At 59.6% G+C, this 19,995-nt stretch carries 18 protein-coding genes; 4 read left to right on the top strand and 14 right to left on the bottom strand.

What is annotated here, in order from left to right:
* Window positions 1-32: 32 nt before the first annotated feature.
* The 11 genes from ACOI8A_RS07835 to ACOI8A_RS07785 all read right to left on the bottom strand — a co-directional run bounded on the left by ACOI8A_RS07835 (window position 33) and on the right by ACOI8A_RS07785 (window position 12,613).
* A complete protein-coding gene (locus tag ACOI8A_RS07835; protein ID WP_420646674.1) occupies window positions 33-362 on the bottom strand; it encodes a GlpM family protein in 330 nt (109 codons plus the stop codon).
* Between the two features lie 20 nt (window positions 363-382).
* Window positions 383-1,711, bottom strand: a complete 1,329-nt coding sequence (locus ACOI8A_RS07830; protein ID WP_420646195.1) for a sigma-54-dependent transcriptional regulator — start codon at window positions 1,709-1,711, stop codon at window positions 383-385.
* Window positions 1,708-3,621: a sensor histidine kinase gene (locus tag ACOI8A_RS07825; protein WP_420646196.1), complete on the bottom strand. Its 1,914-nt coding sequence runs from the start codon at window positions 3,619-3,621 to the stop codon at window positions 1,708-1,710. The genes ACOI8A_RS07830 and ACOI8A_RS07825 overlap by 4 nt, the downstream gene beginning before the upstream one ends.
* A gap of 237 nt (window positions 3,622-3,858) precedes the next feature.
* Window positions 3,859-4,593: an amino acid ABC transporter ATP-binding protein gene (locus tag ACOI8A_RS07820; protein WP_420646197.1), complete on the bottom strand. Its 735-nt coding sequence runs from the start codon at window positions 4,591-4,593 to the stop codon at window positions 3,859-3,861.
* Window positions 4,590-5,261 carry an amino acid ABC transporter permease gene (locus ACOI8A_RS07815; RefSeq protein ID WP_420651209.1) on the bottom strand — a complete coding sequence of 224 codons (672 nt, stop codon included), beginning with the start codon at window positions 5,259-5,261 and terminating at the stop codon, window positions 4,590-4,592. Before ACOI8A_RS07815 ends, ACOI8A_RS07820 begins: the two co-directional genes overlap by 4 nt.
* Window positions 5,261-6,007: an amino acid ABC transporter permease gene (locus ACOI8A_RS07810; protein WP_095190466.1), complete on the bottom strand. Its 747-nt coding sequence runs from the start codon at window positions 6,005-6,007 to the stop codon at window positions 5,261-5,263. Before ACOI8A_RS07810 ends, ACOI8A_RS07815 begins: the two co-directional genes overlap by 1 nt.
* A gap of 193 nt (window positions 6,008-6,200) precedes the next feature.
* On the bottom strand, window positions 6,201-7,115 hold the full coding sequence (locus ACOI8A_RS07805; protein ID WP_420646199.1) for a glutamate/aspartate ABC transporter substrate-binding protein: 915 nt from the start codon (window positions 7,113-7,115) through the stop codon (window positions 6,201-6,203).
* 341 nt (window positions 7,116-7,456) lie between these two features.
* Window positions 7,457-8,995, bottom strand: coding sequence for a glycerol-3-phosphate dehydrogenase (gene glpD / locus ACOI8A_RS07800; RefSeq protein ID WP_420646200.1), 1,539 nt, complete (start codon window positions 8,993-8,995; stop codon window positions 7,457-7,459).
* Between the two features lie 336 nt (window positions 8,996-9,331).
* Window positions 9,332-10,087: a DeoR/GlpR family transcriptional regulator gene (locus tag ACOI8A_RS07795; protein WP_007916700.1), complete on the bottom strand. Its 756-nt coding sequence runs from the start codon at window positions 10,085-10,087 to the stop codon at window positions 9,332-9,334.
* Window positions 10,088-10,182: 95 nt separating this feature from the next.
* Window positions 10,183-11,685 (bottom strand): glycerol kinase GlpK, encoded by a 1,503-nt coding sequence (glpK, locus tag ACOI8A_RS07790; protein ID WP_420646201.1) that lies wholly within the window; start codon window positions 11,683-11,685, stop codon window positions 10,183-10,185.
* Window positions 11,686-11,761: 76 nt separating this feature from the next.
* Window positions 11,762-12,613 (bottom strand): MIP/aquaporin family protein, encoded by an 852-nt coding sequence (locus tag ACOI8A_RS07785; RefSeq protein WP_420651208.1) that lies wholly within the window; start codon window positions 12,611-12,613, stop codon window positions 11,762-11,764.
* 360 nt (window positions 12,614-12,973) lie between these two features.
* Here ACOI8A_RS07785 and ybaK point away from each other — a divergent pair, with 360 nt between their 5' ends.
* Complete coding sequence (gene ybaK / locus ACOI8A_RS07780) at window positions 12,974-13,444, top strand: Cys-tRNA(Pro) deacylase (protein ID WP_420646203.1); 471 nt, start codon at window positions 12,974-12,976, stop codon at window positions 13,442-13,444.
* A 538-nt stretch (window positions 13,445-13,982) separates the two neighbouring features.
* Here the strand turns inward: ybaK and ACOI8A_RS07775 are convergent.
* Window positions 13,983-15,092 (bottom strand): ABC transporter ATP-binding protein, encoded by a 1,110-nt coding sequence (locus tag ACOI8A_RS07775; protein ID WP_420646204.1) that lies wholly within the window; start codon window positions 15,090-15,092, stop codon window positions 13,983-13,985.
* Complete coding sequence (gene argF, locus ACOI8A_RS07770; protein WP_420646205.1) at window positions 15,089-16,009, bottom strand: ornithine carbamoyltransferase; 921 nt, start codon at window positions 16,007-16,009, stop codon at window positions 15,089-15,091. Before argF ends, ACOI8A_RS07775 begins: the two co-directional genes overlap by 4 nt.
* Before the next feature lie 404 nt (window positions 16,010-16,413).
* Here argF and ACOI8A_RS07765 point away from each other — a divergent pair, with 404 nt between their 5' ends.
* The 3 genes from ACOI8A_RS07765 (at window position 16,414) to grxD (ending at window position 19,380) form a co-directional block, all read left to right on the top strand.
* Window positions 16,414-16,704, top strand: coding sequence for a hypothetical protein (locus ACOI8A_RS07765; protein ID WP_420646206.1), 291 nt, complete (start codon window positions 16,414-16,416; stop codon window positions 16,702-16,704).
* Window positions 16,705-16,838: 134 nt separating this feature from the next.
* The gene (locus ACOI8A_RS07760; RefSeq protein WP_420646207.1) at window positions 16,839-18,944 is read left to right on the top strand and encodes a molybdopterin oxidoreductase family protein; all 2,106 of its coding nucleotides are present in this window, start codon (window positions 16,839-16,841) and stop codon (window positions 18,942-18,944) included.
* A 97-nt stretch (window positions 18,945-19,041) separates the two neighbouring features.
* Window positions 19,042-19,380 (top strand): Grx4 family monothiol glutaredoxin, encoded by a 339-nt coding sequence (gene grxD / locus ACOI8A_RS07755; protein WP_420646208.1) that lies wholly within the window; start codon window positions 19,042-19,044, stop codon window positions 19,378-19,380.
* 131 nt (window positions 19,381-19,511) lie between these two features.
* On the opposite strand, the gene bfr is transcribed toward grxD, so the two are convergent.
* Window positions 19,512-19,988, bottom strand: coding sequence for a bacterioferritin (gene bfr / locus ACOI8A_RS07750; RefSeq protein WP_420646209.1), 477 nt, complete (start codon window positions 19,986-19,988; stop codon window positions 19,512-19,514).
* Between the last annotated feature and the right edge of the window lie 7 nt (window positions 19,989-19,995).

Genomic DNA, 19,995 nt, shown 5'->3' with positions numbered 1-19,995 from the left:
GGGGTGAGGGTTGTTTTTGATCTACATCGGGCTCAGGCGTGCAAGCGCACCCAAACCGTCACCAACACTGTCGCCGCCATCAACCACGCCACCGCCGCGACCGCCAGCGATGCCTCCAGCCGCATCCGGTCAACCATCACGTACAAGGTTGCCAGATACACGAAATACGGGATGATCGACCACATGCCAAACACGATGGTGGTTTTCAGATCGTCAATCGAACGGCCCTTGCCGACGATGTAGTGAGCGATCAGCGCGAAGGTCGGAAACAGCGGCACCAGCCCTGCGATGTAGTAATTTTTGGTCTTCGCCAGCGCGGCAAGGATCACCACCACCGCCGCACCGAGCAAGGCTTTGAAAATCAGATCCACGTGGTTCTCGCTTAATGGCTGAGGCCGTATTTTTTCACTTTATCGAACAGCGTGGTCTTGGCCATGCCCAGTTCGAGGCTGGCCTGGGTCAGGTTGCCGCCGCTGCGTTGCAGGGCATCGCTGAGCAGGTTGCGTTCGAAGGCTTCCACCGCCTCGGCAAACGCCAGGCCTTGGCCGCCGCTGCTGGCGCCGGATTTCTTGAACGCCGGCAAACCGAGGGCGAAGCGTTCGGCGACGTTGCGCAGCTCGCGCACGTTGCCTGGCCAGTCGTGGCTCATCAGGTTCGACAGGGTCTGATTGTCCAGCTCCGGCAGGGCGCGGTCGAAGCGCAGGGCCGATTGCTGGGTGAAGTGTTCGAACAGTTGCAGGATGTCTTCGCGGCGTTCGCGCAATGGCGGCAATTCCAGCGTCACCACATTGAGGCGGTAGTACAAATCGCTGCGGAATTCGCCGATTTTGCTCGACGCGTCGAGATCGGACTTGGTCGCCGCAATCACCCGGCAATCGACCGCCACGCTCTGGTTCGAACCGAGACGTTCGAGGGTGCGCTCCTGCAACACGCGCAGCAGTTTGATCTGCAACGGCAGCGGCATGCTTTCCACTTCATCGAGGAACAACGTGCCGCCGTCGGCGTGTTCGATCTTGCCGATCCGCCGTTTGCCGGCGCCGGTGAAGGCATTGGCCTCGTGGCCGAAGATTTCACTTTCAAACAGGTTTTCCGGCAGGCCACCGCAGTTCAGCGCGACGAACTGTTGGGTGTGGCGACGACTGAAATCGTGCAGGCAGCGCGCGACCAGTTCCTTGCCGGTGCCGGTTTCGCCTTCGATCAATACGTTGGCTGAAGTGTCGGCGACGTTGGCGATCAGTTCGCGCAGATTCTGCATGGCCGGCGAACGGCCGATGATGCGTCCTTCGAGGGAGTCGCGTTCGGCCAATTGCCGGCGCAACGAAGAGACTTCGCGGGCGAGGCTGCGTTGCTCCAAAGCGCGGCGGGCGACGTCCACCAGGCGTTCCGGGGAGAACGGTTTTTCCATGAAGTCGTAGGCGCCTTTCTGCATCGCGCCGACTGCCATCGAGATGTCGCCATGCCCGGTGATCAGCACCACCGGCAGGCTGCGATCGCGCGACTTGAGCCGGGTCAGCAGTTCCAGACCGTCGATGCCGGGCAGGCGAATGTCGCTGATGACGATCCCGGCGAAGTTGTCGCCAACGCGCTCCAGCGCTTCTTCGGCACTGCCGACGCCGATGCACGGAATGTCTTCCAGGGTCAGCGCCTGTTGGCAGCCGAGCAGCACATGGGGGTCGTCTTCGACGATCAATACACTGAGGTCTTGGTTCATATTGGCTCGGCAGGAGTAGGGCTTACCAACGGTAAACTGAGGACGAAAGTGGTACCACCGCTGGCCGGGTGTTCAACCCCCAGATGCCCGCCGGTGGCGGCGGCCAGGCTGGCGGACAGGGTCAGGCCAAGGCCCAGCCCTTGCTCGCCGGGTTTGGTGGTGAAAAACGGTTCGAACAGATGTTTGCGTGCTTCGGCGTCGATACCGTGGCCGTTGTCGCGCACCCGCAGACGATATTTGCCGTCGAATTCTTCGCCCTGCAGCCACAGCTCCGGCTGCGGTTGCGCCTGCATGGCGTCGAGGGCGTTGCCGATCAGGTTGACCAGAATCTGTTCAAGGCGGGTCTGGTCGATCTGCACTTGCACATCAATGAACTGGCGATGCACTTGCAGCGCGGCGCTTTCCACCCGCGCGCCGAGTACTTGCAGCGCGGCGTCCACCGCTTTACCCAGACTGGCGCGGCCCTTGTCGTCACCGCGCCGGGCGAACGAGCGCAGGCTGGCGGTGATCCGGCCCATGCGGTCGATCAGGTCGTTGATGGTTTTCAGGTTGGTGCTGGCGACGTCGAGCTGGCCACGCTCCAGAAACCGGATCGTGTTGCCGGACAGCGTGCGCATCGCCGCCAGTGGCTGGTTCAATTCGTGGGCGATGCTGGTGGACATCTGGCCGATGGCGGCGAGTTTTCCGGCCTGCACCAGCTCGTCCTGAGCGCGGCGCAAAGTCTCTTCGGCCTGGCGGCGTTCACGGATCTGCGCCTTGAGCCTTTCGTTGCTGGCGCGCAGGTCGCCGGTGCGTTCGGTAATCCGACGCTCCAGTTGATTGTTGGCTTCCTGCAAGGCTTCACGAGCGGCGAGGCGGGTGGCGATGACCTTGCGCCGCTCGTTCCAGGCGATCAGCAGGAACGCCACCAGCGCAAACGCAATGGCCACCAGAATCCCTTGGTTGATGGCTTCGCGGCGCAAGTCCTGCAACGGCGTGAGCAGGGTGAAATTCCACGGTGTATCGCTCAGCGGCCGGGTTTGCGCCAGATAGCTGATGTTTTCATCCTCAGGCTCTTGTTGCGGCAGCAGCTCGCTGTTGGCCGGGAAGGTGAGTTTTTCCACGCCTTCGGCCAGGGTTTCACGGGCCAGCGGTTGCAGTTCGTTGAGCGGGAACCAGTAGTACTGCAGGCTGCGCGCGAGTTTTTCTTTGGTTTCGTCACTCAGCGGCACCACTGATTTCAGCCGTCGTGCCGGATCGCTGGAGAGAATGATGATGCCGTTCTCGTCGCTGACGAACGCTTCCAGACGTGCGCGCTGCCAGCGTTCTTCCATGGCTTCCAGACGCACTTTGACCACGGCGACGCCGATGATCTTGCCGTGTTCTTCGAGGCCGTGGGCCAGGTAGTAACCGGGTTCGCCGCTGGTGCTGCCGATGCCGTAGAAACGTCCGGGCTGACCGCGCACGGCATTTTGGAAGTAGGCGCGAAAGGACAGGTCTTCGCCGAGGTAACTGTCGACGTCGCGCCAGTTGCTTGTGGCCACCACGCGGCCGGTGGTGTCCATCACGTAGATGGCCCGACTGCGGCTGCGCCGGTTCAGGCCTTCAAGGTATTCGTTGACCGTTTGTCGGTGGTCCGCCGTCGGTTCGTCGAGCAGGCGCGCGACGCTCGATTCGAGCTCCAGCAGGCTGGGCAGGTAGGTGTATTTGCTGATCTCGCTTTCGACTGCACGGGCGTGCAACTCGAGTTGCCGCTGGCCGTTTTCGCCAAGGCTGCGGATACCGAAATGTTCACTGGTCCAGAAGCCGGCATAACCCAATCCGATCATCAGGGCGATGACCAGCGGCGGCAGGAACAAATGGCGGATCAGACGGGGTTTCACGGCAAGTGATGGCGTGGTTGCGCGATAAAGAGTGGGGTCGCATTTCATCACAGATGCCTTGGGTCAACCAGCACACCTTGGGTCAACCAGCACACCTGTTGGTGGATACGCGCTGGCTTGGAGGTGGACTCTGTGGCGAGGGGATTTATCCCCGATGGGCCGCGAGCGGCCCCAGCATTTCAAAGTCAAACCGCATCTGCTGGTTTGACGACTGCTTCGCAGCCGATCGGGGATAAATCCCCTCGCCACAGAAGCTCCCTTGCCACAGAGTTCAGTGTGTAGCTTTTAGTGCTGCAGGATTTTCTCGAGGAAGTGCTGCGCGCGTTCGGAGCGTTGGCTGATGTCGCCGAAGAACTCCTCTTTCTTGCAGTCTTCGATGATCTTGCCCTGATCCATGAAAATCACCCGGTCGGCCACTTTGCGCGCAAAGCCCATTTCGTGGGTCACGCACATCATGGTCATGCCTTCGTGGGCCAGTTGCACCATCACGTCGAGCACTTCGTTGACCATTTCCGGGTCGAGCGCCGAGGTCGGTTCGTCGAACAGCATGACGATCGGGTCCATCGCCAGCGCACGGGCAATCGCCACACGCTGTTGCTGGCCACCGGACAGTTGCCCCGGATGCTTGTGAGCGTGAGCCGACAGGCCGACGCGCTCGAGCAGTTGAAGACCTTTCTTGGTCGCCTCTTCCTTGCTGCGGCCGAGCACCTTGATCTGCGCGATGGTCAGGTTTTCGGTGATGGTCAGGTGCGGGAACAGTTCGAAATGCTGGAACACCATGCCGACGCGCGAACGCAGTTTCGGCAGGTTGGTCTTCGGATCGGCAATCGAGGTGCCGTCGACCACGATGTCACCTTTCTGGAACGGCTCCAGTGCGTTGACGCACTTGATCAGGGTCGACTTGCCCGAACCGGACGGGCCGCAGACCACGATCACTTCGCCTTTTTTGACCTCGGTGCTGCAATCAGTCAGCACCTGGAAGTCCCCATACCACTTGTTGATGTTCTTGATAGAGATCATACGGCGAACCTTTTTTGCAGACGCTTGACCAGCAGCGAGGCGGCAAAGCTGATTGTGAAGTACACGAGACCTGCGAAGATCAGGAACTCATTCGAACGGCCAATGATGTCGCCACTGGCGCGCGAAGCATTGAGGAAGTCCACCAGGCCCACGGTGTAAACCAGCGAGGTGTCCTGGAACAGAATGATGCTCTGCTGCAGCAGCAGCGGGGTCATCTTGCGGAACGCTTGCGGCAGGATGATCAGACGCATCATCTGCCCGTAGCTCATGCCCAGCGCCTGAGCGGCGCCCATCTGACCCTTGGGAATCGACTGCACACCGGCGCGGACGATTTCGCAGAAGTACGCCGCTTCGAACATCATGAACGCCACGATGCACGAGGTGAACGCGCCGATCGGGGTGTCTTCACCGGTGATCCAGCGCAGCACGAACGGCACCGCCAGATAGAACCAGGTGATCACCAGCAGCAGCGGGATCGAACGGAAGTAGTTGACGTAAGCGCCGGCCACCCGCGACAGCAGTTTGCTGGAGGACAGGCGCATCAGCGCCAGAATGGTGCCGAGAATGATCCCGCCGACCACGCCCAGCGCCATCAACTGGAGAGTCATGACCATGCCGTTCCACAAACCGGGAATGGCCGTGACGATGCCACTGAAATCAAATTCCATTATTTACCCCCCACGGAGATCAGGCCGGGCACGGCAACTTTCTTCTCGACCACGCGCATCAGCAGCATCAGGCTCATGTTCAGGGTGAAATAGATCAGGGTCGCCAGGGTGAAGGCTTCAAACAGGTTGGCCGAGAATTCGGCGGTCTGTTTGGTCTGGGCCAGAAGCTCCATCAGACCGATCAGCGACGCCACGGAGGAGTTCTTGAACACGTTCAGGAATTCCGAGGTAAGCGGCGGAATGATGATCCGGTAGGCTTGGGGCAGCAACACGTTCCAGTAGATCTGCGGCAGCTTGAAACCCATGGCCCGAGCGGCGGATTCCTGACCGCGTGGCAGCGCCTGAATACCGGTGCGCACCTGTTCGCAGACCCGCGCGGCGGTAAACAGACCCAGACACACGACAACACTCAGGTACGCCGAGGTGGTCGGGTTAAGGTCCTGCTTGTACCACTCCTGCAGATCGGCCGGCAGCAGATCGGGCACCAGGAAGTACCAGATAAACAGCTGCACCAGCAGCGGTACGTTACGGAAGAGTTCGACGTAGCAGGTCGCAATGCCCGATACGATGCGATTCGGCACAGTGCGCATCACGCCCAGAATCGAGCCCAGCAGCAGGGCGATGATCCAGGCCACGATGGCGATGGCGATTGTCCAGCCCAGCCCGGAGATGAACCAGTCGAGATAAGTCTCGCTGCCCACGCCGGTGGACTTGAAGAACACGCCCCAGTCCCAGTTGTAATTCATTAGGGTCTCCCCTCGATTCGATCGATGTACAAGTGCCCGCCTGGGGGAAATCCGTTCCCGCCCCGATCTTGTCGATCAGGCACACACGATCGGCTCGACAGCCACCGGTTCGAGTGTTCCCAAAAAGTGCCAGCAGGGAGTGACGAACTCCTGAAAGGGCACAGCCCCTTCAGGAGATAAGGTTAGTCAGAAATCAGGACTTCTTGTCGTCAGCCGCTTTATCAGTCGGATTGGCGATCAGGGCCTTGAGCTCGTCGCTCATCGGGAAGTTCAGATTCAGGCCTTTTGGCGGGATTGGCGCCATGAACCACTTGTCGTAGATCTTGTTGATCTCGCCGGACTTGTAGGTCGCAACGATGGCGTCATCCACAGCCTTTTTGAATGGAGCGTCGCCTTTGCGCACCATGCAGCCGTAGATTTCGTACGACTGTGGAGTGCCGGTGACGGCCCAGTCGGTGGCTTTCTTGGCCTTGGCGGCTTCGCCGGCCAGCAGCGCGTCGTCCATCATGAACGCAACGGCACGACCCGATTCGAGCATCTGGAAGGATTCGCCGTGGTCTTTGGCGGAGATGACGTTCATGCCCATCTGCTTGTCGGCGTTCATCGCCTTGAGGATGCGCTCGGACGTGGTGCCGGCGGTGGTCACGACGTTCTTGCCTTTCAGGTCGTCGAAATCCTTGTACTTGGAGTCAGCCTTGGACAGCAGACGGGTACCGATTTCGAAGATGCCGACGGAGAAGTCGACCTGTTGCTGACGCTCGACGTTGTTGGTGGTGGAACCACACTCGACGTCCACGGTGCCGTTCTGCACCAGTGGGATACGGGTCTGCGAAGTTACCAGGTTGTATTTGACCTGCAGGTTTGGCAGGTCGAGGTCTTTCTTGATCGCTTCGACGATAGCCAGCTGGATATCGTGGGAATAGCCGACTGGCTTGCCGGAAGCGTCAGCGATGTAGGAAAACGGGATGGAGGCGTCACGATGCCCCAGGGTGATGGTGTTCGATTCTTTGATTTTCTTAAGGGTGCCGGTGAGCTCGGCAGCGAAAACTGGTGTGCTGATCAGAGCGGCAGCAATGGCTGCGCCCAGGATATGGGGAACGATGCGCATCAAATTTTCCTCGACATTGTTTTTTTTATGGAGCCGGTTGAGCGGGCCCTTGTTGTGCTTCGAATGCCTGACGGCTCCTGTCGGGTTGGCGCAACAGGCATTCGTCGAAGAGTGTAGAGCATGAGTCGTGCCAGAGCAGTCGTGGCTGGTTAAGTTGTTGATCTGTATTGAGATTAAAGTTTTGCGACGATATTTTTTGGGGTTTCTGATCCGGTTAACCGAATTGACTGTCAGGTCGCGTTCGGAAAACCGAATGAAAAGGCGCTGGCGAGATTTGCCGGAGATGCAAAAAGCCCCTGAGTCTCACGATTCAGGGGCTTTGCTTATTAAAACGGATCGAATCAGGCGGCTTCGATCTTACTGCGACTCTGCTCAACCTTGCTCAAGTACACCGCCAGTTTTTCTTGCTCTGCCGGCGTGGTGAACAGGCCCAGCTTGCTCCGGCGCCACAAGATGTCGTGAGCCGTGGTCGCCCACTCTTCACTGCACAGGTAATCCACTTCACGGGTGTAAAGCCCGCCACCAATGTGCTCGCCCATGTCCGCCAGGCTATCCACGCCTTCGAGCATACGCCAGGTGCGGCTGCCGTAAGTGGTGGCCCAACGCCGGGCGATCTCGGTCGGCACGAAGTCAAACTTGTCGCGGATCAGCGCGCTGAGGGCCTGCGGGGTGGTCATGTCTTCGCCGCCGGGCAGGGTCGCGCTGGCGGTCCAGCTCGGGCGCATCTGGGTGAAGTACGGCATCAGTTGCGCCATCGCCGACTCGGCGAGTTTGCGGTAGGTGGTCAGCTTGCCGCCGAACACCGACAAAAGGGGCGCTTCTTCAGTGCTGCCAGACAGCGCGAGGGTGTAATCGCGGGTCACGGCCGAAGGGTTGTCGGATTCGTCGTTGCACAGTGGGCGCACGCCCGAGTAGCTGTGCAGGATGTCGTCGCGGCTGACCTGCTTTTTGAAGTGCGCGTTGACCACTTTCAGCAGGTACTCGGTTTCGCCTTCGGTGATCGTCACTTTGGCCGGATCGCCGGTGTACTCGCGGTCGGTGGTACCGATCAGGGTGAAGTGGTTCAGGTACGGAATAGTGAAAACGATGCGCTGATCTTCGTTTTGCAGAATGTGCGCGTGTTCGCCTTCATACAGCTTCGGCACGATCAGATGGCTGCCCTGAATCAGACGGATGCCGTACGGCGATTCCATCTTCAGGTCGTCGCGAATGAACTTGGCAACCCACGGGCCGGCAGCGTTGACCAGCGCTTTGGCGCGGATCGAAAACAGGCTGCCATCGGCGCGTTCCAGGTGCAGGTGCCACAGGCCTTTGGTACGACGGGCGCTGACGCAACGGGTCTGGGTGTGTACATGCGCGCCTTTTTCACGGGCGGCCATGGCGTTGAGCACCACCAGGCGGGCGTCGTCGACCCAGCAGTCGGAGTATTCGAAGCCTTTGGTGATTTCGCTTTTCAGCGCGCTGTCGGCGCCGAATTTCAGGCTTTTCGAACCGGCGAGTTTTTCGCGCTTGCCGAGGTTGTCATACAGGAACAGGCCCGCACGGATCATCCACGCCGGACGCAGGTGCGGACGGTGCGGCAACACAAAGCGCATCTGTTTGACGATGTGCGGCGCCTTGGCCAGCAGCACTTCGCGCTCGGCCAGTGCTTCACGCACCAGACGGAATTCGTAATGTTCGAGGTAGCGCAGGCCACCGTGGATCAGCTTGCTGCTGGCCGACGAGGTGTGACTGGCCAGATCGTCCTTTTCACAAAGGAACACCGAAAGCCCGCGACCGGCGGCATCCGCTGCGATCCCCACGCCATTAATCCCGCCGCCGATCACGGCAACATCGTAAACCTCGGAGAGTGGGGGCGTAGGCAAGGTAGAAGTGGGCATCGGCTGGCCTCGGGCTCTTTTGATTTTCTGTTTGGAATTCGAACATTAATGTTCATTTGCGAAAATGGTAGCCCATAAAGACGCGCACAGCCAGTCAACTTCGATTGAAAAAACTCATCGAAGGTGGCTTAAAGGAAAATTTTCGAACATTTCAGGTGTGAGTGATGACTGTGGCGAGGGAATTTAGCGAACGTCGCACCGCCCCGTTCGGCTGCGAAGCAGTCGTGAAATCATCAAACGCGGTGTCTCAGGCACACCGTAATCACTGGTTTTGGGGCTGCTTCGCAGCCCAGCGGGGATAAATCCCCTCGCCACAGTAGGACTGTTGTTGGGGGGTTAAACCACTTCCAGCCGAATCTTGTGCTGACTCAACAACTGCGCCAGCGCCGGCACCGGCTGCTGATCCGTCACCAGACAATCAATCAAACTGATCGGCCCCAGGCGAATCATCGCATTGCGCCCGAACTTGCTTGAGTCCGCCGCCAGAATCACCTGCCGCGCATTGGCGATGATCGCCTGCGACACCCGCACTTCCTGATAATCGAAGTCCAGCAAACTGCCGTCCTCATCGATCCCGCTGATGCCAACCAATGCGAAATCAACCTTGAACTGGTTGATGAAGTCCACACTCGCCTGACCGACTACGCCGCCATCGCGGCGCACATTGCCGCCCGTCAGCAGCACATCGAAATCATCCTTGGCGCTGAGCATTGAAGCAACGTGCAGGTTGTTGGTGATGATCTTCAGGTGATTATGGTTCAGCAGGGCCCGGGCAATCGATTCGGTGGTGGTACCGATGTTGATGAACAGCGAGGCGTGATCGGGGATCTGCGCAGCGATGGCTTCACCGATGCGTTGTTTCTCATCGCGCATCTGATCGGCGCGCATCGCATAGGCAGTGTTTTCGACGCTGGAATCATAGGCAGCGCCGCCATGGTAGCGACGCAGCAGATTGGCTTCCGCCAGCTGATTGATATCGCGGCGGATGGTTTGCGGAGTAACAACGAACAGCGTGGCCATTTCCTCGATGCTCACATAGCCGCGTTCGCGAACCAGCTCGAGGATTTGTTGCTGACGGGGAGGCAGATTCATGGGGCGTCCTTTGGGCTGCCGTGCAAAATTTGCCCATGATGCCGCAGGAATCACCTCCCGACCAGTTTCCAGCTTTAGACAGTCCTCAGACTGGCTTATTCAGCGTCTTCACGTGCCCAGTCGCGGGTACGGCTGACCGCTTTTTTCCAGCCTTTATAGAGCTTTTCCTTTTCGACTTCGTCCAGCGTCGGTTCGAACTCGCGCTCGATCACGGCTTTGTTGCGCAGTTCGTCGAGGCTGCCCCAGAAACCGCACGCCAAGCCAGCGAGGTACGCCGCGCCAAGGGCGGTGGTTTCGCGCATTTTCGGACGCTCGACCTGCGTGCCGAGGATGTCGGCCTGGAATTGCATGAGGAAGTTGTTCGCCACCGCGCCGCCATCCACGCGCAGGGCTTTCAGGCGTTCGCCGGAATCCTGTTGCATGGCGTCGAGCACGTCGCGGGTCTGGTAGGCAATCGATTCCAGCGCAGCGCGGATGATGTGATCCACGCGCACACCGCGCGTCAGGCCGAACAGTGCGCCACGGGCATACGGGTCCCAGTACGGAGCGCCCAGGCCAGTGAAGGCCGGCACCAGGTACACGCCGTTGCTGTCCTTCACTTTGCTGGCGAAGTACTCAGTGTCGTGGGCGTCGTTGATGATTTTCAGTTCATCGCGCAACCACTGCACGGTCGAGCCGCCATTGAATACCGCGCCTTCGAGTGCGTAAGCCACTTCGCCGCGCGGGCCGCAAGCGATGGTGGTGAGCATGCCGTGCTTGGACTTCACGGCTTTGTCGCCGGTGTTCATCAGCAGGAAGCAGCCAGTGCCGTAGGTGTTTTTCGCCTGGCCCGGCTCGACGCACATCTGGCCGAACAGTGCAGCCTGTTGGTCGCCGGCGATACCGCCGATGGCGATGCCGCTTTTGGTGCGACCGTAGATTTCCGACGAGGCCTTCACTTCCGGGAGCATTTCGCGCGGGATATCGAGGATCTCCAGCATCTTCGCGTCCCACTCAAGCGAGTGGATGTTGAAGAGCATGGTGCGCGAGGCGTTGGTGTAGTCAGTGACGTGCACCTTGCCGCCGGTGAATTTCCAGATCAGCCAGCTATCGATGGTGCCGAACAGCAGTTCGCCGTTGCGCGCACGCTCGCGGCTGCCTTCGACGTTGTCGAGGATCCACTTGAGCTTGGTGCCGGAGAAGTACGGGTCGGTGACCAGGCCGGTGGTGTCGCTGATGTATTGCTCGTGACCGTCGCGCTTGAGCTGCTGGCAGATCTCGGTGCTGCGGCGGCACTGCCAGACGATCGCGTTGTAGACCGGGCGGCCGGTGGTCTTGTCCCAGACGACGGTGGTTTCACGCTGGTTGGTGATACCGATGGCGGCAACCTGGTCGTGATGCAGACCGGCCTGAGCCAGCGCTTCAACCATCACCGCGCTCTGGGTGGCGAAGATTTCCATCGGGTCGTGTTCAACCCAACCGGCTTGCGGGTAATGCTGGGCAAATTCGCGCTGCGCGGTGCACACCACGTTGGCGTCACGGTCGAAAATGATCGCGCGCGAGCTGGTCGTACCCTGATCGAGGGCAATGATGTAGTTCTTATTCTGAATGTCGGTCATGTCGATTGCCTTGGACGAAGTAAGGAGAGTGGGCCGTAGCGCGGGCTCGATTTGACAGGAGCCCGCGCCGACTGTTTCAAGAAGTTCTTGGTTTGCCGTCAATGGCCGGTTCTGCATCCTTTGTAGCAGGTGTGGCGCCAGTCAGGTGACGGGCGATAAGCCCGCGATACCCGGCAGCGCCGAGGCAGGCACCGACAATCGGTGCAAAAATCGGAATCAGGAAGTACGGAATTTCACGCGCGCCGGTGAAGGAGACTTCACCCCAGCCAGCGAAGAAAGTCATCAGTTTCGGACCGAAGTCACGCGCCGGGTTCATCGCGAAACCGGTCAGCGGGCCCATCGAACTGCCGATCACCGCGATCAGCAAACCGATCAGCAGCGGTGCCAGCGGGCCTTTCGGCAAGCCGTTGTTGTCGTCGGTCAGGGACATGATCACGCCCATCAGGATCGCGGTGATGATCATCTCGACCAGAAATGCCTGAGCGGTGGACAGCGCAGGATTGGGGAAGGTGGAGAACACCGATGCCAGTTCCAGGCTCGCCTGTGTGCCGCGAACCATGTGGTGAGTTTGTTCGTAATCGAAGAACAGGTTGCTGTACAGCGTGTACACCAGCAGCGCGCCGCAGAAGGCACCGGCAATCTGCGCGAGGATATAGAACGGCAGTTTGCGCTTTTCGAAGTCGGCGAAAATGCTCAGGGCGATACTCACGGCAGGGTTCAGATGCGCGCCGGAAACGCCGGCGGTGAGGTAGATCGCCATGCTCACGCCGACGCCCCAGATGATGCTGATTTCCCACAGGCCGAAGCTGGCACCCGCGACCTTGAGCGCGGCGACACACCCTGTGCCGAAAAAGATCAGCAGTGCAGTACCCAGAAATTCAGCCATGCATTGGCTCGAAAGCGATGGTTGCTGTAAAGCAGTTGTCATTGAAAACCTCGTTTTTGTTGTTGTCTGGCGCGATTGCCATCAGGGCAAGGCGCGATTTTCCCCGAGGCAGGATCCCCATCCTGTTCTCGGTCTACTGCTAGGTACTGCACGAGTAACAATTCTTACATTATTCAGATTCGAAAAAATATAGACAAGAAACACTGCTGTCAAAGGTCGAAAGTGAACTGTCGGTCACAATGTAACTATCAGCCTTGTGAATGATCGCGCGGTTGTCGCAGCTAACTTTCTGGTTAATTGCACGCAAGCCACGGGAAACACGGGTGTGCTAGAGCCTTTTGTGCTTGGTTGTCCTAGAATCCGACGCAGCATTTTTCACTGACTGCCGAGCCTGGAGCTGCCATGACGCCTGCGTTGGACTTGTTGAAAAAAGTTCGTGCCGAACATCGCGTGCACAGTTACGAACATGATCCAAAGGCCGCGTCCTATGGGCTGGAGGCCGCAGAGAAACTCGGGCTGGCCCCGGCGCAGGTGTTCAAGACGCTGCTGGCGGCGAGTGAAAAAGGCGAGTTATTGGTTGCCGTGGTGCCGGTCGTCGGAACCCTCGACCTCAAGGGACTGGCACACGCGGCCGGCGTGAAAAAAGTCGAGATGGCGGACCCGGCCGCTGCCCAGCGATCAACCGGTTACCTGTTGGGCGGGATCAGTCCCTTGGGCCAGAAAAAACGCTTGCGCACGTTCATCGATAATTCCGCCCAGGTTTTTGCGACTATTTATGTCAGCGCCGGTCGCCGCGGTCTGGAAGTCGAATTGGCCCCAGCGGTGCTGGCTGAACACACCCAGGCCAAATTTGCCGAAATCGGCCGCACTTGAATCGTTGGCTGTTGTTTCCCGAAACAACTGTGGGAGCTGGGTACATCTGCTAGAGATCGGCCGGCTGTCAGGCCGCCATCGCTGGCAAGCCAGCTCCCACAGGTTTGATATCCACCCGAAAACCGCACTTCGCTTCTAACCACTCAACACAATGAGCGTTAGCTCGAGTACCGCTCTTGATCTCGAGCGCCCGTCGGCAGGCTGAGTGGAGGGATTGATCAGGGGGTGGGAGCGCAGCGACCGTTTGGCGCAGCCAAACACATCGAGAGGAGGTGCAGCGCAGCAAACCGGAGGCGATGCCCCCGGATCAATCCCGCAGCGAAGGAACCCGAGCCACAGCGAGGGCCGAACGTCAGGGCAAAGCCTTTTGGGTTACCTTTTCGCTGGGCCGGCATCCCGGCGTTTGAAAAAGGTGACCCGCCGTCAGGGCGGAACCCCAGGAAGCCGTTACCGCAGCAACGGATATGGACTCAGTCAAAAACAGGTTTGGGGGCTTCCCCCCCAAACATAGAATCTCCCACAGGGGATAAGTGTTGTTTCAGAGTGCTGCGCTGTACCGGCGCACGCCGCTTTCTACCGCCGGGATTTGTGCTGCCGTGCTCCCCGATGCCTGAAACAGCACCAAGTGCTCAGCCACCACCCGAATCCCCACCTCTGCACCGACCTGGTGATCAGCATGGCTCGGGAAAATCGATTCCAGCTGCGCGCCTGTCGGCAGTTGCAGGCGGTACAGGGTCGATGCACCGAGGAACGTCTTGCCGACAATCCGCGCTTTCAACGAGCTGTCCGGCGCATAAACAATGTCATCCGGACGCAGCAACACATCCACGGCACCGCCAATTGGCCAGGTGTAAGCACGATTGCCGCGCAGATCGCCGAGTTCGGTCTGCACCGATTCCGGGCTGGCGAGCTGGCCGCGAATGAAATAACCCTGACCGATGAAACTGGCGACATAAGGTGTAGCCGGTTCGTGATAGAGGTTGTAGGGCGTATCCCACTGCTCCAGCCGACCTTCCTTGAACACGCCAACGTGATCGCTGACGGCGAAGGCTTCTTCCTGATCGTGGGTTACCAGAATCGCGCTGGTGCCGCGTGCTTTGAGGATGTCGCGCACTTCGTGACTCAGCTTGCGTCGCAGTTCGCCATCGAGGTTGGAAAACGGTTCATCGAGCAGCAGCAGTTGCGGCTCCGGCGCCAAGGCGCGGGCGAGGGCGACACGTTGCTGCTGGCCGCCGGACAACTCGTGCGGGAAGCGCTTGCCGAGGTTCTTCAGGTTGACCAGTTCCAGCAGCTCTTCGGTGACGCGCTCTTTTTGCGGGTGCTTGCGAATGCCGAAGGCGATGTTATCGGCGACGCTCAGGTGCGGGAACAGTGCGTAATCCTGGAACACCATGCCAATCCGGCGTTTTTCCGGGGCGAGGGTGAAACCGGCGCTGGAGATGACTTCACCGCCGAGCTGGATTTCACCTTCGTGCACCGGTTCGAAACCGGCAATGGCGCGCAGGGTTGTGGTCTTGCCGCAGCCGGACGAACCGAGCAGGCAGCCAATATCGCCGGCGTTCAGGTGCAGATTGAGGTTCTGCACCACACGTTGGTCCTGATAGCCGCAAGCGAGGTTGCGCAGGTTCAGCAGTAATTCATGGCTCATGCGTGGTGATATGCCGGCTCGACGAGGAATTCGAGCAGCGCCTTCTGTGCGTGGAGACGGTTTTCTGCCTGATCCCAGGCGACGGAGCGCGGGTCATCAAGCAGGTCGAGGCTGATTTCTTCGCCGCGGTGCGCGGGCAGGCAGTGCAGGAACAGCACGTCCTCGGCCGCCAGATCGAGCAGGGCGCGATTGACCTGATACGGCGCGAACAGCTTGAGGCGCTTGGCGGTTTCCTCTTCCTGGCCCATCGAGGTCCAGACGTCGGTACTGACCAGATGCGCACCGCGCACGGCATCCTGCGGATCGCGGACGATGGTCACACGATCGCCGGCCCTGGCCACAAATTCCGCGTTCGGCTCGTAGCCTTCCGGGCAGGCAATGCGCAACTGGAAGTCGAACTGAATCGCCGCTTCTATATAGCTGTTGCACATGTTGTTGCCGTCGCCGATCCAGGCCACGGTCTTGCCCTGGATCGAGCCACGGTGCTCAAGGAAGGTCTGCATGTCGGCCAGCAACTGGCACGGGTGCAGATCATCGGACAGGCCATTGATCACCGGCACGCGCGAGTTGGCAGCGAATTCGGTCAGGGTGCTGTGGGCAAAGGTCCGGATCATCACCGCATCGAGCATGCTCGACATGACGATCGCGCAGTCGCCGATCGGCTCGCCACGGCCCAGCTGGGTGTCGCGCGGCGAGAGGAAAATCGCCTGGCCGCCGAGCTGGATCATGCCCGCTTCGAACGAGATCCGGGTGCGGGTCGAGGACTTCTCGAAGATCATCCCCAGCACGCGGTTTTTCAGAGGCTCGAACAGTACGCCGCGGTTACGCAGGTCCTTGAGCTCAACGCCTCGACGGATCACGCTGACCAGCTCTTCGGGCGTGCAATCCATCAGGGAGAGAAAGTGCCTTGCGCTCATCATTGACTACCTTTTGCTACAAACCGCAGATGCTCAAAGCCTTGTTTAACGGAACAACGGGCGAGACCTGCGGCGTAAGCCGCACGGGGCGACGAAATAGGGAAGGGCGCGATATTGACACTAAATGTCGCGTTTTTCCAATAGGCTACGGTTTTTGCAAATGTGTGCCGGTGTGATAGCAGGGCGAACGCTGTGATTTATCGTCAGCTTCGCCAGGGGCAGCAGGCCATTTGTACACTGGCCCCACCGCGCTTGGCAATCAGCCACGCCGCGGATGGTGCGGGCCGGGTCGGTTTGCGACCAGTGAGCCACTGAGCCGCTTGGTCGGATGGCGCGCTGAAACATTTGCTAAAGCAAAGTGCTGAGTTATAAATAACCCCACGAGCGACGCAGGATGCCTACGCATGGAATCGAAAGAACAATTGTTAATGGAATTGCTGGGCCACACGGCACGCTCCCTGACTCATCTCACCGCCTCGATGACGTCCATGTCCTTCGAATTGATGCGCAGCGAAGACGACGTGGTCAAGGCTGCCAGCCGCCAGATGATTGATCGCATGGCGACCATCAGCGCCGGACTCGACGAGCACTGGCGTCTTATCGGCGAACTCACCGGCGTCCATATCGCCCACGAGCAGATCGAGACCATTCAGGAAATCCAGCTGGCGCCGCCGCCGCAATCCACTCCCAATTGACCGCGCCGGGCTATCGGCGCGCCTGATGGCCGCCGATTCACAAGACGAACGTCGCTGGCGCAGCTCCGGTACACGGGCCATAGTTTTGTTCCCGCAGGCGTTATCGCCCGCCCAGAACAATACAGAGACTGGCCATGACCAAGACTCTCCATCACCGTGCCTGCCATCTGTGTGAAGCCATCTGCGGCTTGACCATCGAAACCAGCGAAACCGATGGCGCCGTCGCGATCACCTCGATCAAGGGCGATGCGCAGGACACTTTCAGCCGCGGGCATATCTGCCCCAAAGCGGTGGCGCTGCAAGACATTCAGAACGATCCGGATCGCCTGCGTCAGCCAATGCGCCGGGTCGGTAGCGAATGGCTGCCCATCGAGTGGGATGAGGCGTTCGCGCTGGTGGCCGAGCGGCTGGCGGCGATCCAGGAGCGGCATGGGCAGAACGCGGTGGCGGTGTATCAGGGCAATCCCAGTGTGCACAACTATGGGCTGATGACCCATAGCAATTACTTCCTCGGGCTGCTGAAAACCCGCAACCGCTACTCGGCGACTTCGGTCGATCAACTGCCGCATCACCTGACCAGTCATTTGATGTACGGCCACGGTTTGCTGCTGCCGATTCCGGACATCGACCACACTGATTTCATGCTGATCCTCGGCGGCAATCCGCTGGCGTCCAATGGCAGCATCATGACCGTGCCGGATGTCGAGAAGCGCCTGAAGGCGATTCAGGCGCGCGGGGGCAAAGTGGTGGTGGTCGATCCACGTCGCAGCGAGACGGCGGCGATGGCCGATCAGCATTTGTTCGTGCGTCCCGGTGGCGATGCGGCGTTGTTGTTTGGCGTGCTCAACACTCTGTTCAGCGAAGGCCTGGCGCGGGGCAGTCATCTGCCGGTCGACGGTCTGGACGAAGTGCGCGCCGCCGTGGCGGGTTTCACCGCTGAAACCATGAGCCCGTTGTGCGCCGTGCCGGCCGAGCAGATCCGCCAATTGGCCCGCGACTTTGCCGCTGCGCCGAGTGCTGTCTGTTACGGGCGGATGGGCGTTTCCACTCAAGCCTTCGGCACGCTGTGCCATTGGGTGGTGCAACTGATCAACCTGGTGACCGGCAACCTCGACCGCGTTGGTGGTGCGCTGTGCACCGAGCCGGCGGTGGATCTGGTGGCGACTACTTCAGGCGGGCATTTCAACAAATGGCAGAGCCGCGTCTCCGGGCGGCCCGAGTACGGCGGCGAGCTGCCGGTCTCGGCGCTGGCTGAAGAAATGCTCACTGAGGGCGAGGGCCAGATCCGCGCGTTGATCACCGTGGCCGGCAATCCGATCCTCTCCACGCCCAACGGTCGGCAGCTCGAGCAAGCACTGGATGGGTTGGAGTTCATGGTCAGCATCGACCTGTACATCAACGAAACCACGCGTTACGCCGACCTGATCCTGCCGTCGACCTCGGCGCTGGAGAACGATCACTACGACACCACGTTCAACCTGTTCGCGGTGCGCAACGTCACGCGCTTCAATCGCGCAATCCTCGCCAAGCCTGAGGGAGCCTTGCACGACTGGGAAATCTTTGTCGGCCTGGCGAAAGCCTTTGCGCAGAAGACCGGGAAAGAACTCAAGCCAACCATGCCACCGGCGAAGATGATCGACATGGGCCTGCGCATGGGCATGTATGGCGACGCGTCAGAGCTCAAGTTATCGCTGGCGACGCTGTTCGATCATCCGCACGGAATCGATCTGGGGGCGTTGAAACCTAATCTGGCACCGCGTCTGAAGACTGCCAATCAGCGCATTCAGGCTGCACCGGCAGCGATTCTTGCCGACCTCGCGCGGTTTGCCGCATTACAAGCGCCGGCCGCCGATGAGTTGCTGATGATTGGCCGCCGCCATGTGCGCAGCAACAACTCGTGGATGCACAACTACCATCGACTGGTGAAGGGCAAGCCGCGGCATCAACTGTTGATGCACCCGGACGACCTCGCCACGCGCGGTCTGACTGACGGGCAGTTGGTGCGCGTGAGTTCGCGTGTCGGGCAGATCGAGGTCGAGGTGGTGGGCAGTCTGGACATGATGAAGGGCGTGGTCAGCCTGCCGCACGGTTGGGGGCATGCGCGGCCGGGTGTACAGATGGCGATTGCCAGTAGCCAGCCGGGTTCCAGCGCGAATGACCTGACTGATGAGTGTCAGCTCGATGAACTGTCAGGCAATGCGGCACTGAATGGCGTGCCGGTGACCGTGGCGGCGGCTTGAGGAAGTCTGTCGGGGAGACCGAGCAGCGCGCTCGGGATTCCGTTACAATGCGCCACCGTGCCGACCCGTGAGTCGGAAAGTTCAGCCGAGGTGCTCCATGGATATCATCGAAACGATTAAAGAGCAGATTGCCAACAACACCATTCTGCTTTACATGAAAGGCTCGCCGAATGCCCCACAGTGTGGCTTCTCCGCGAAAGCCGCGCAGGCCGTGATGGGCTGTGGCGAGAAGTTTGCCTACGTCGACATCCTGCAGAACCCGGAAATCCGCGCCAACCTGCCGAAGTACGCCAACTGGCCGACGTTCCCACAGCTGTGGGTTGGTGGTGAGCTGGTCGGCGGTAGCGACATCATGATCGAAATGGCTGCCGACGGTTCGCTGCAAAGCACCATCAAGGCTGCGGTTGAAGCTGCTGCTGCCAAGACTGAAGCCTGAATCGATTAGCTCCCCTGTAGGAGCTGTCGAGAGAAACGAGGCTGCGATCTGTTGATCTTCAGCCAATAAAAAGCCCCGCCACTCGAAAGAGGGCGGGGCTTTTTAGTGCCTCGAAACTAGCGGACGCTAACTTACTCGTCTTCGCCCATCTGCGATTGCAGATAGTTCTCAAGACCGACTTTATCGATCAGGCCCAACTGAGTTTCCAGCCAGTCGATATGTTCTTCTTCGGATTCGAGAATGTCTTCCAGCAACTCACGGCTGCCGTAGTCGGCAACGGTTTCGCAGTGCGCGATCGCCGCTTTCAGATCAGCATGGCCGATTTTCTCGATTCGCAGATCGCACTCAAGCATTTCCTTGGTGTGCTCGCCGATGTGCAGCTTGCCCAGGTCCTGCACGTTCGGCAGACCTTCCAGGAACAAGATGCGCTTGATCAGCTTGTCCGCGTGTTTCATCTCGTCGATGGATTCTTTGTATTCGTGCTTGCCGAGCTTGTTCAGACCCCAATCTTCATACATGCGTGCATGCAGGAAGTACTGATTGATCGCGACCAGCTCATTGGCAAGGATCTTGTTGAGATGCTGGATGACTGTAATGTCGCCTTTCATGATCGGA

The sequence above is a fragment of the Pseudomonas sp. P4795 genome, assembly GCF_048822895.1.
GTDB lineage: Bacteria > Pseudomonadota > Gammaproteobacteria > Pseudomonadales > Pseudomonadaceae > Aquipseudomonas.
The sequence above is the reverse complement of the archived record's forward strand: the minus strand, read 5'-3'. Positions and strand labels throughout refer to the sequence as shown.

Bases quoted from the DNA above. Each gene is read 5' to 3' on its own strand.
- ACOI8A_RS07830 (WP_420646195.1), bottom strand. From the start codon at position 1,711: ATGAACCAAGACCTCAGTGTATTGATCGTCGAAGACGACCCCCATGTG.
- ACOI8A_RS07825 (WP_420646196.1), bottom strand. From the start codon at position 3,621: ATGAAATGCGACCCCACTCTTTATCGCGCAACCACGCCATCACTTGCC.
- ACOI8A_RS07820 (WP_420646197.1), bottom strand. From the start codon at position 4,593: ATGATCTCTATCAAGAACATCAACAAGTGGTATGGGGACTTCCAGGTG.
- ACOI8A_RS07815 (WP_420651209.1), bottom strand. From the start codon at position 5,261: ATGGAATTTGATTTCAGTGGCATCGTCACGGCCATTCCCGGTTTGTGG.
- ACOI8A_RS07810 (WP_095190466.1), bottom strand. From the start codon at position 6,007: ATGAATTACAACTGGGACTGGGGCGTGTTCTTCAAGTCCACCGGCGTG.
- ACOI8A_RS07805 (WP_420646199.1), bottom strand. From the start codon at position 7,115: ATGCGCATCGTTCCCCATATCCTGGGCGCAGCCATTGCTGCCGCTCTG.
- glpD (WP_420646200.1), bottom strand. From the start codon at position 8,995: ATGCCCACTTCTACCTTGCCTACGCCCCCACTCTCCGAGGTTTACGAT.
- ACOI8A_RS07795 (WP_007916700.1), bottom strand. From the start codon at position 10,087: ATGAATCTGCCTCCCCGTCAGCAACAAATCCTCGAGCTGGTTCGCGAA.
- glpK (WP_420646201.1), bottom strand. From the start codon at position 11,685: ATGACCGACATTCAGAATAAGAACTACATCATTGCCCTCGATCAGGGT.
- ACOI8A_RS07785 (WP_420651208.1), bottom strand. From the start codon at position 12,613: ATGACAACTGCTTTACAGCAACCATCGCTTTCGAGCCAATGCATGGCT.
- ybaK (WP_420646203.1), top strand. From the start codon at position 12,974: ATGACGCCTGCGTTGGACTTGTTGAAAAAAGTTCGTGCCGAACATCGC.
- ACOI8A_RS07775 (WP_420646204.1), bottom strand. From the start codon at position 15,092: ATGAGCCATGAATTACTGCTGAACCTGCGCAACCTCGCTTGCGGCTAT.
- argF (WP_420646205.1), bottom strand. From the start codon at position 16,009: ATGAGCGCAAGGCACTTTCTCTCCCTGATGGATTGCACGCCCGAAGAG.
- ACOI8A_RS07765 (WP_420646206.1), top strand. From the start codon at position 16,414: ATGGAATCGAAAGAACAATTGTTAATGGAATTGCTGGGCCACACGGCA.
- ACOI8A_RS07760 (WP_420646207.1), top strand. From the start codon at position 16,839: ATGACCAAGACTCTCCATCACCGTGCCTGCCATCTGTGTGAAGCCATC.
- grxD (WP_420646208.1), top strand. From the start codon at position 19,042: ATGGATATCATCGAAACGATTAAAGAGCAGATTGCCAACAACACCATT.
- bfr (WP_420646209.1), bottom strand. From the start codon at position 19,988: ATGAAAGGCGACATTACAGTCATCCAGCATCTCAACAAGATCCTTGCC.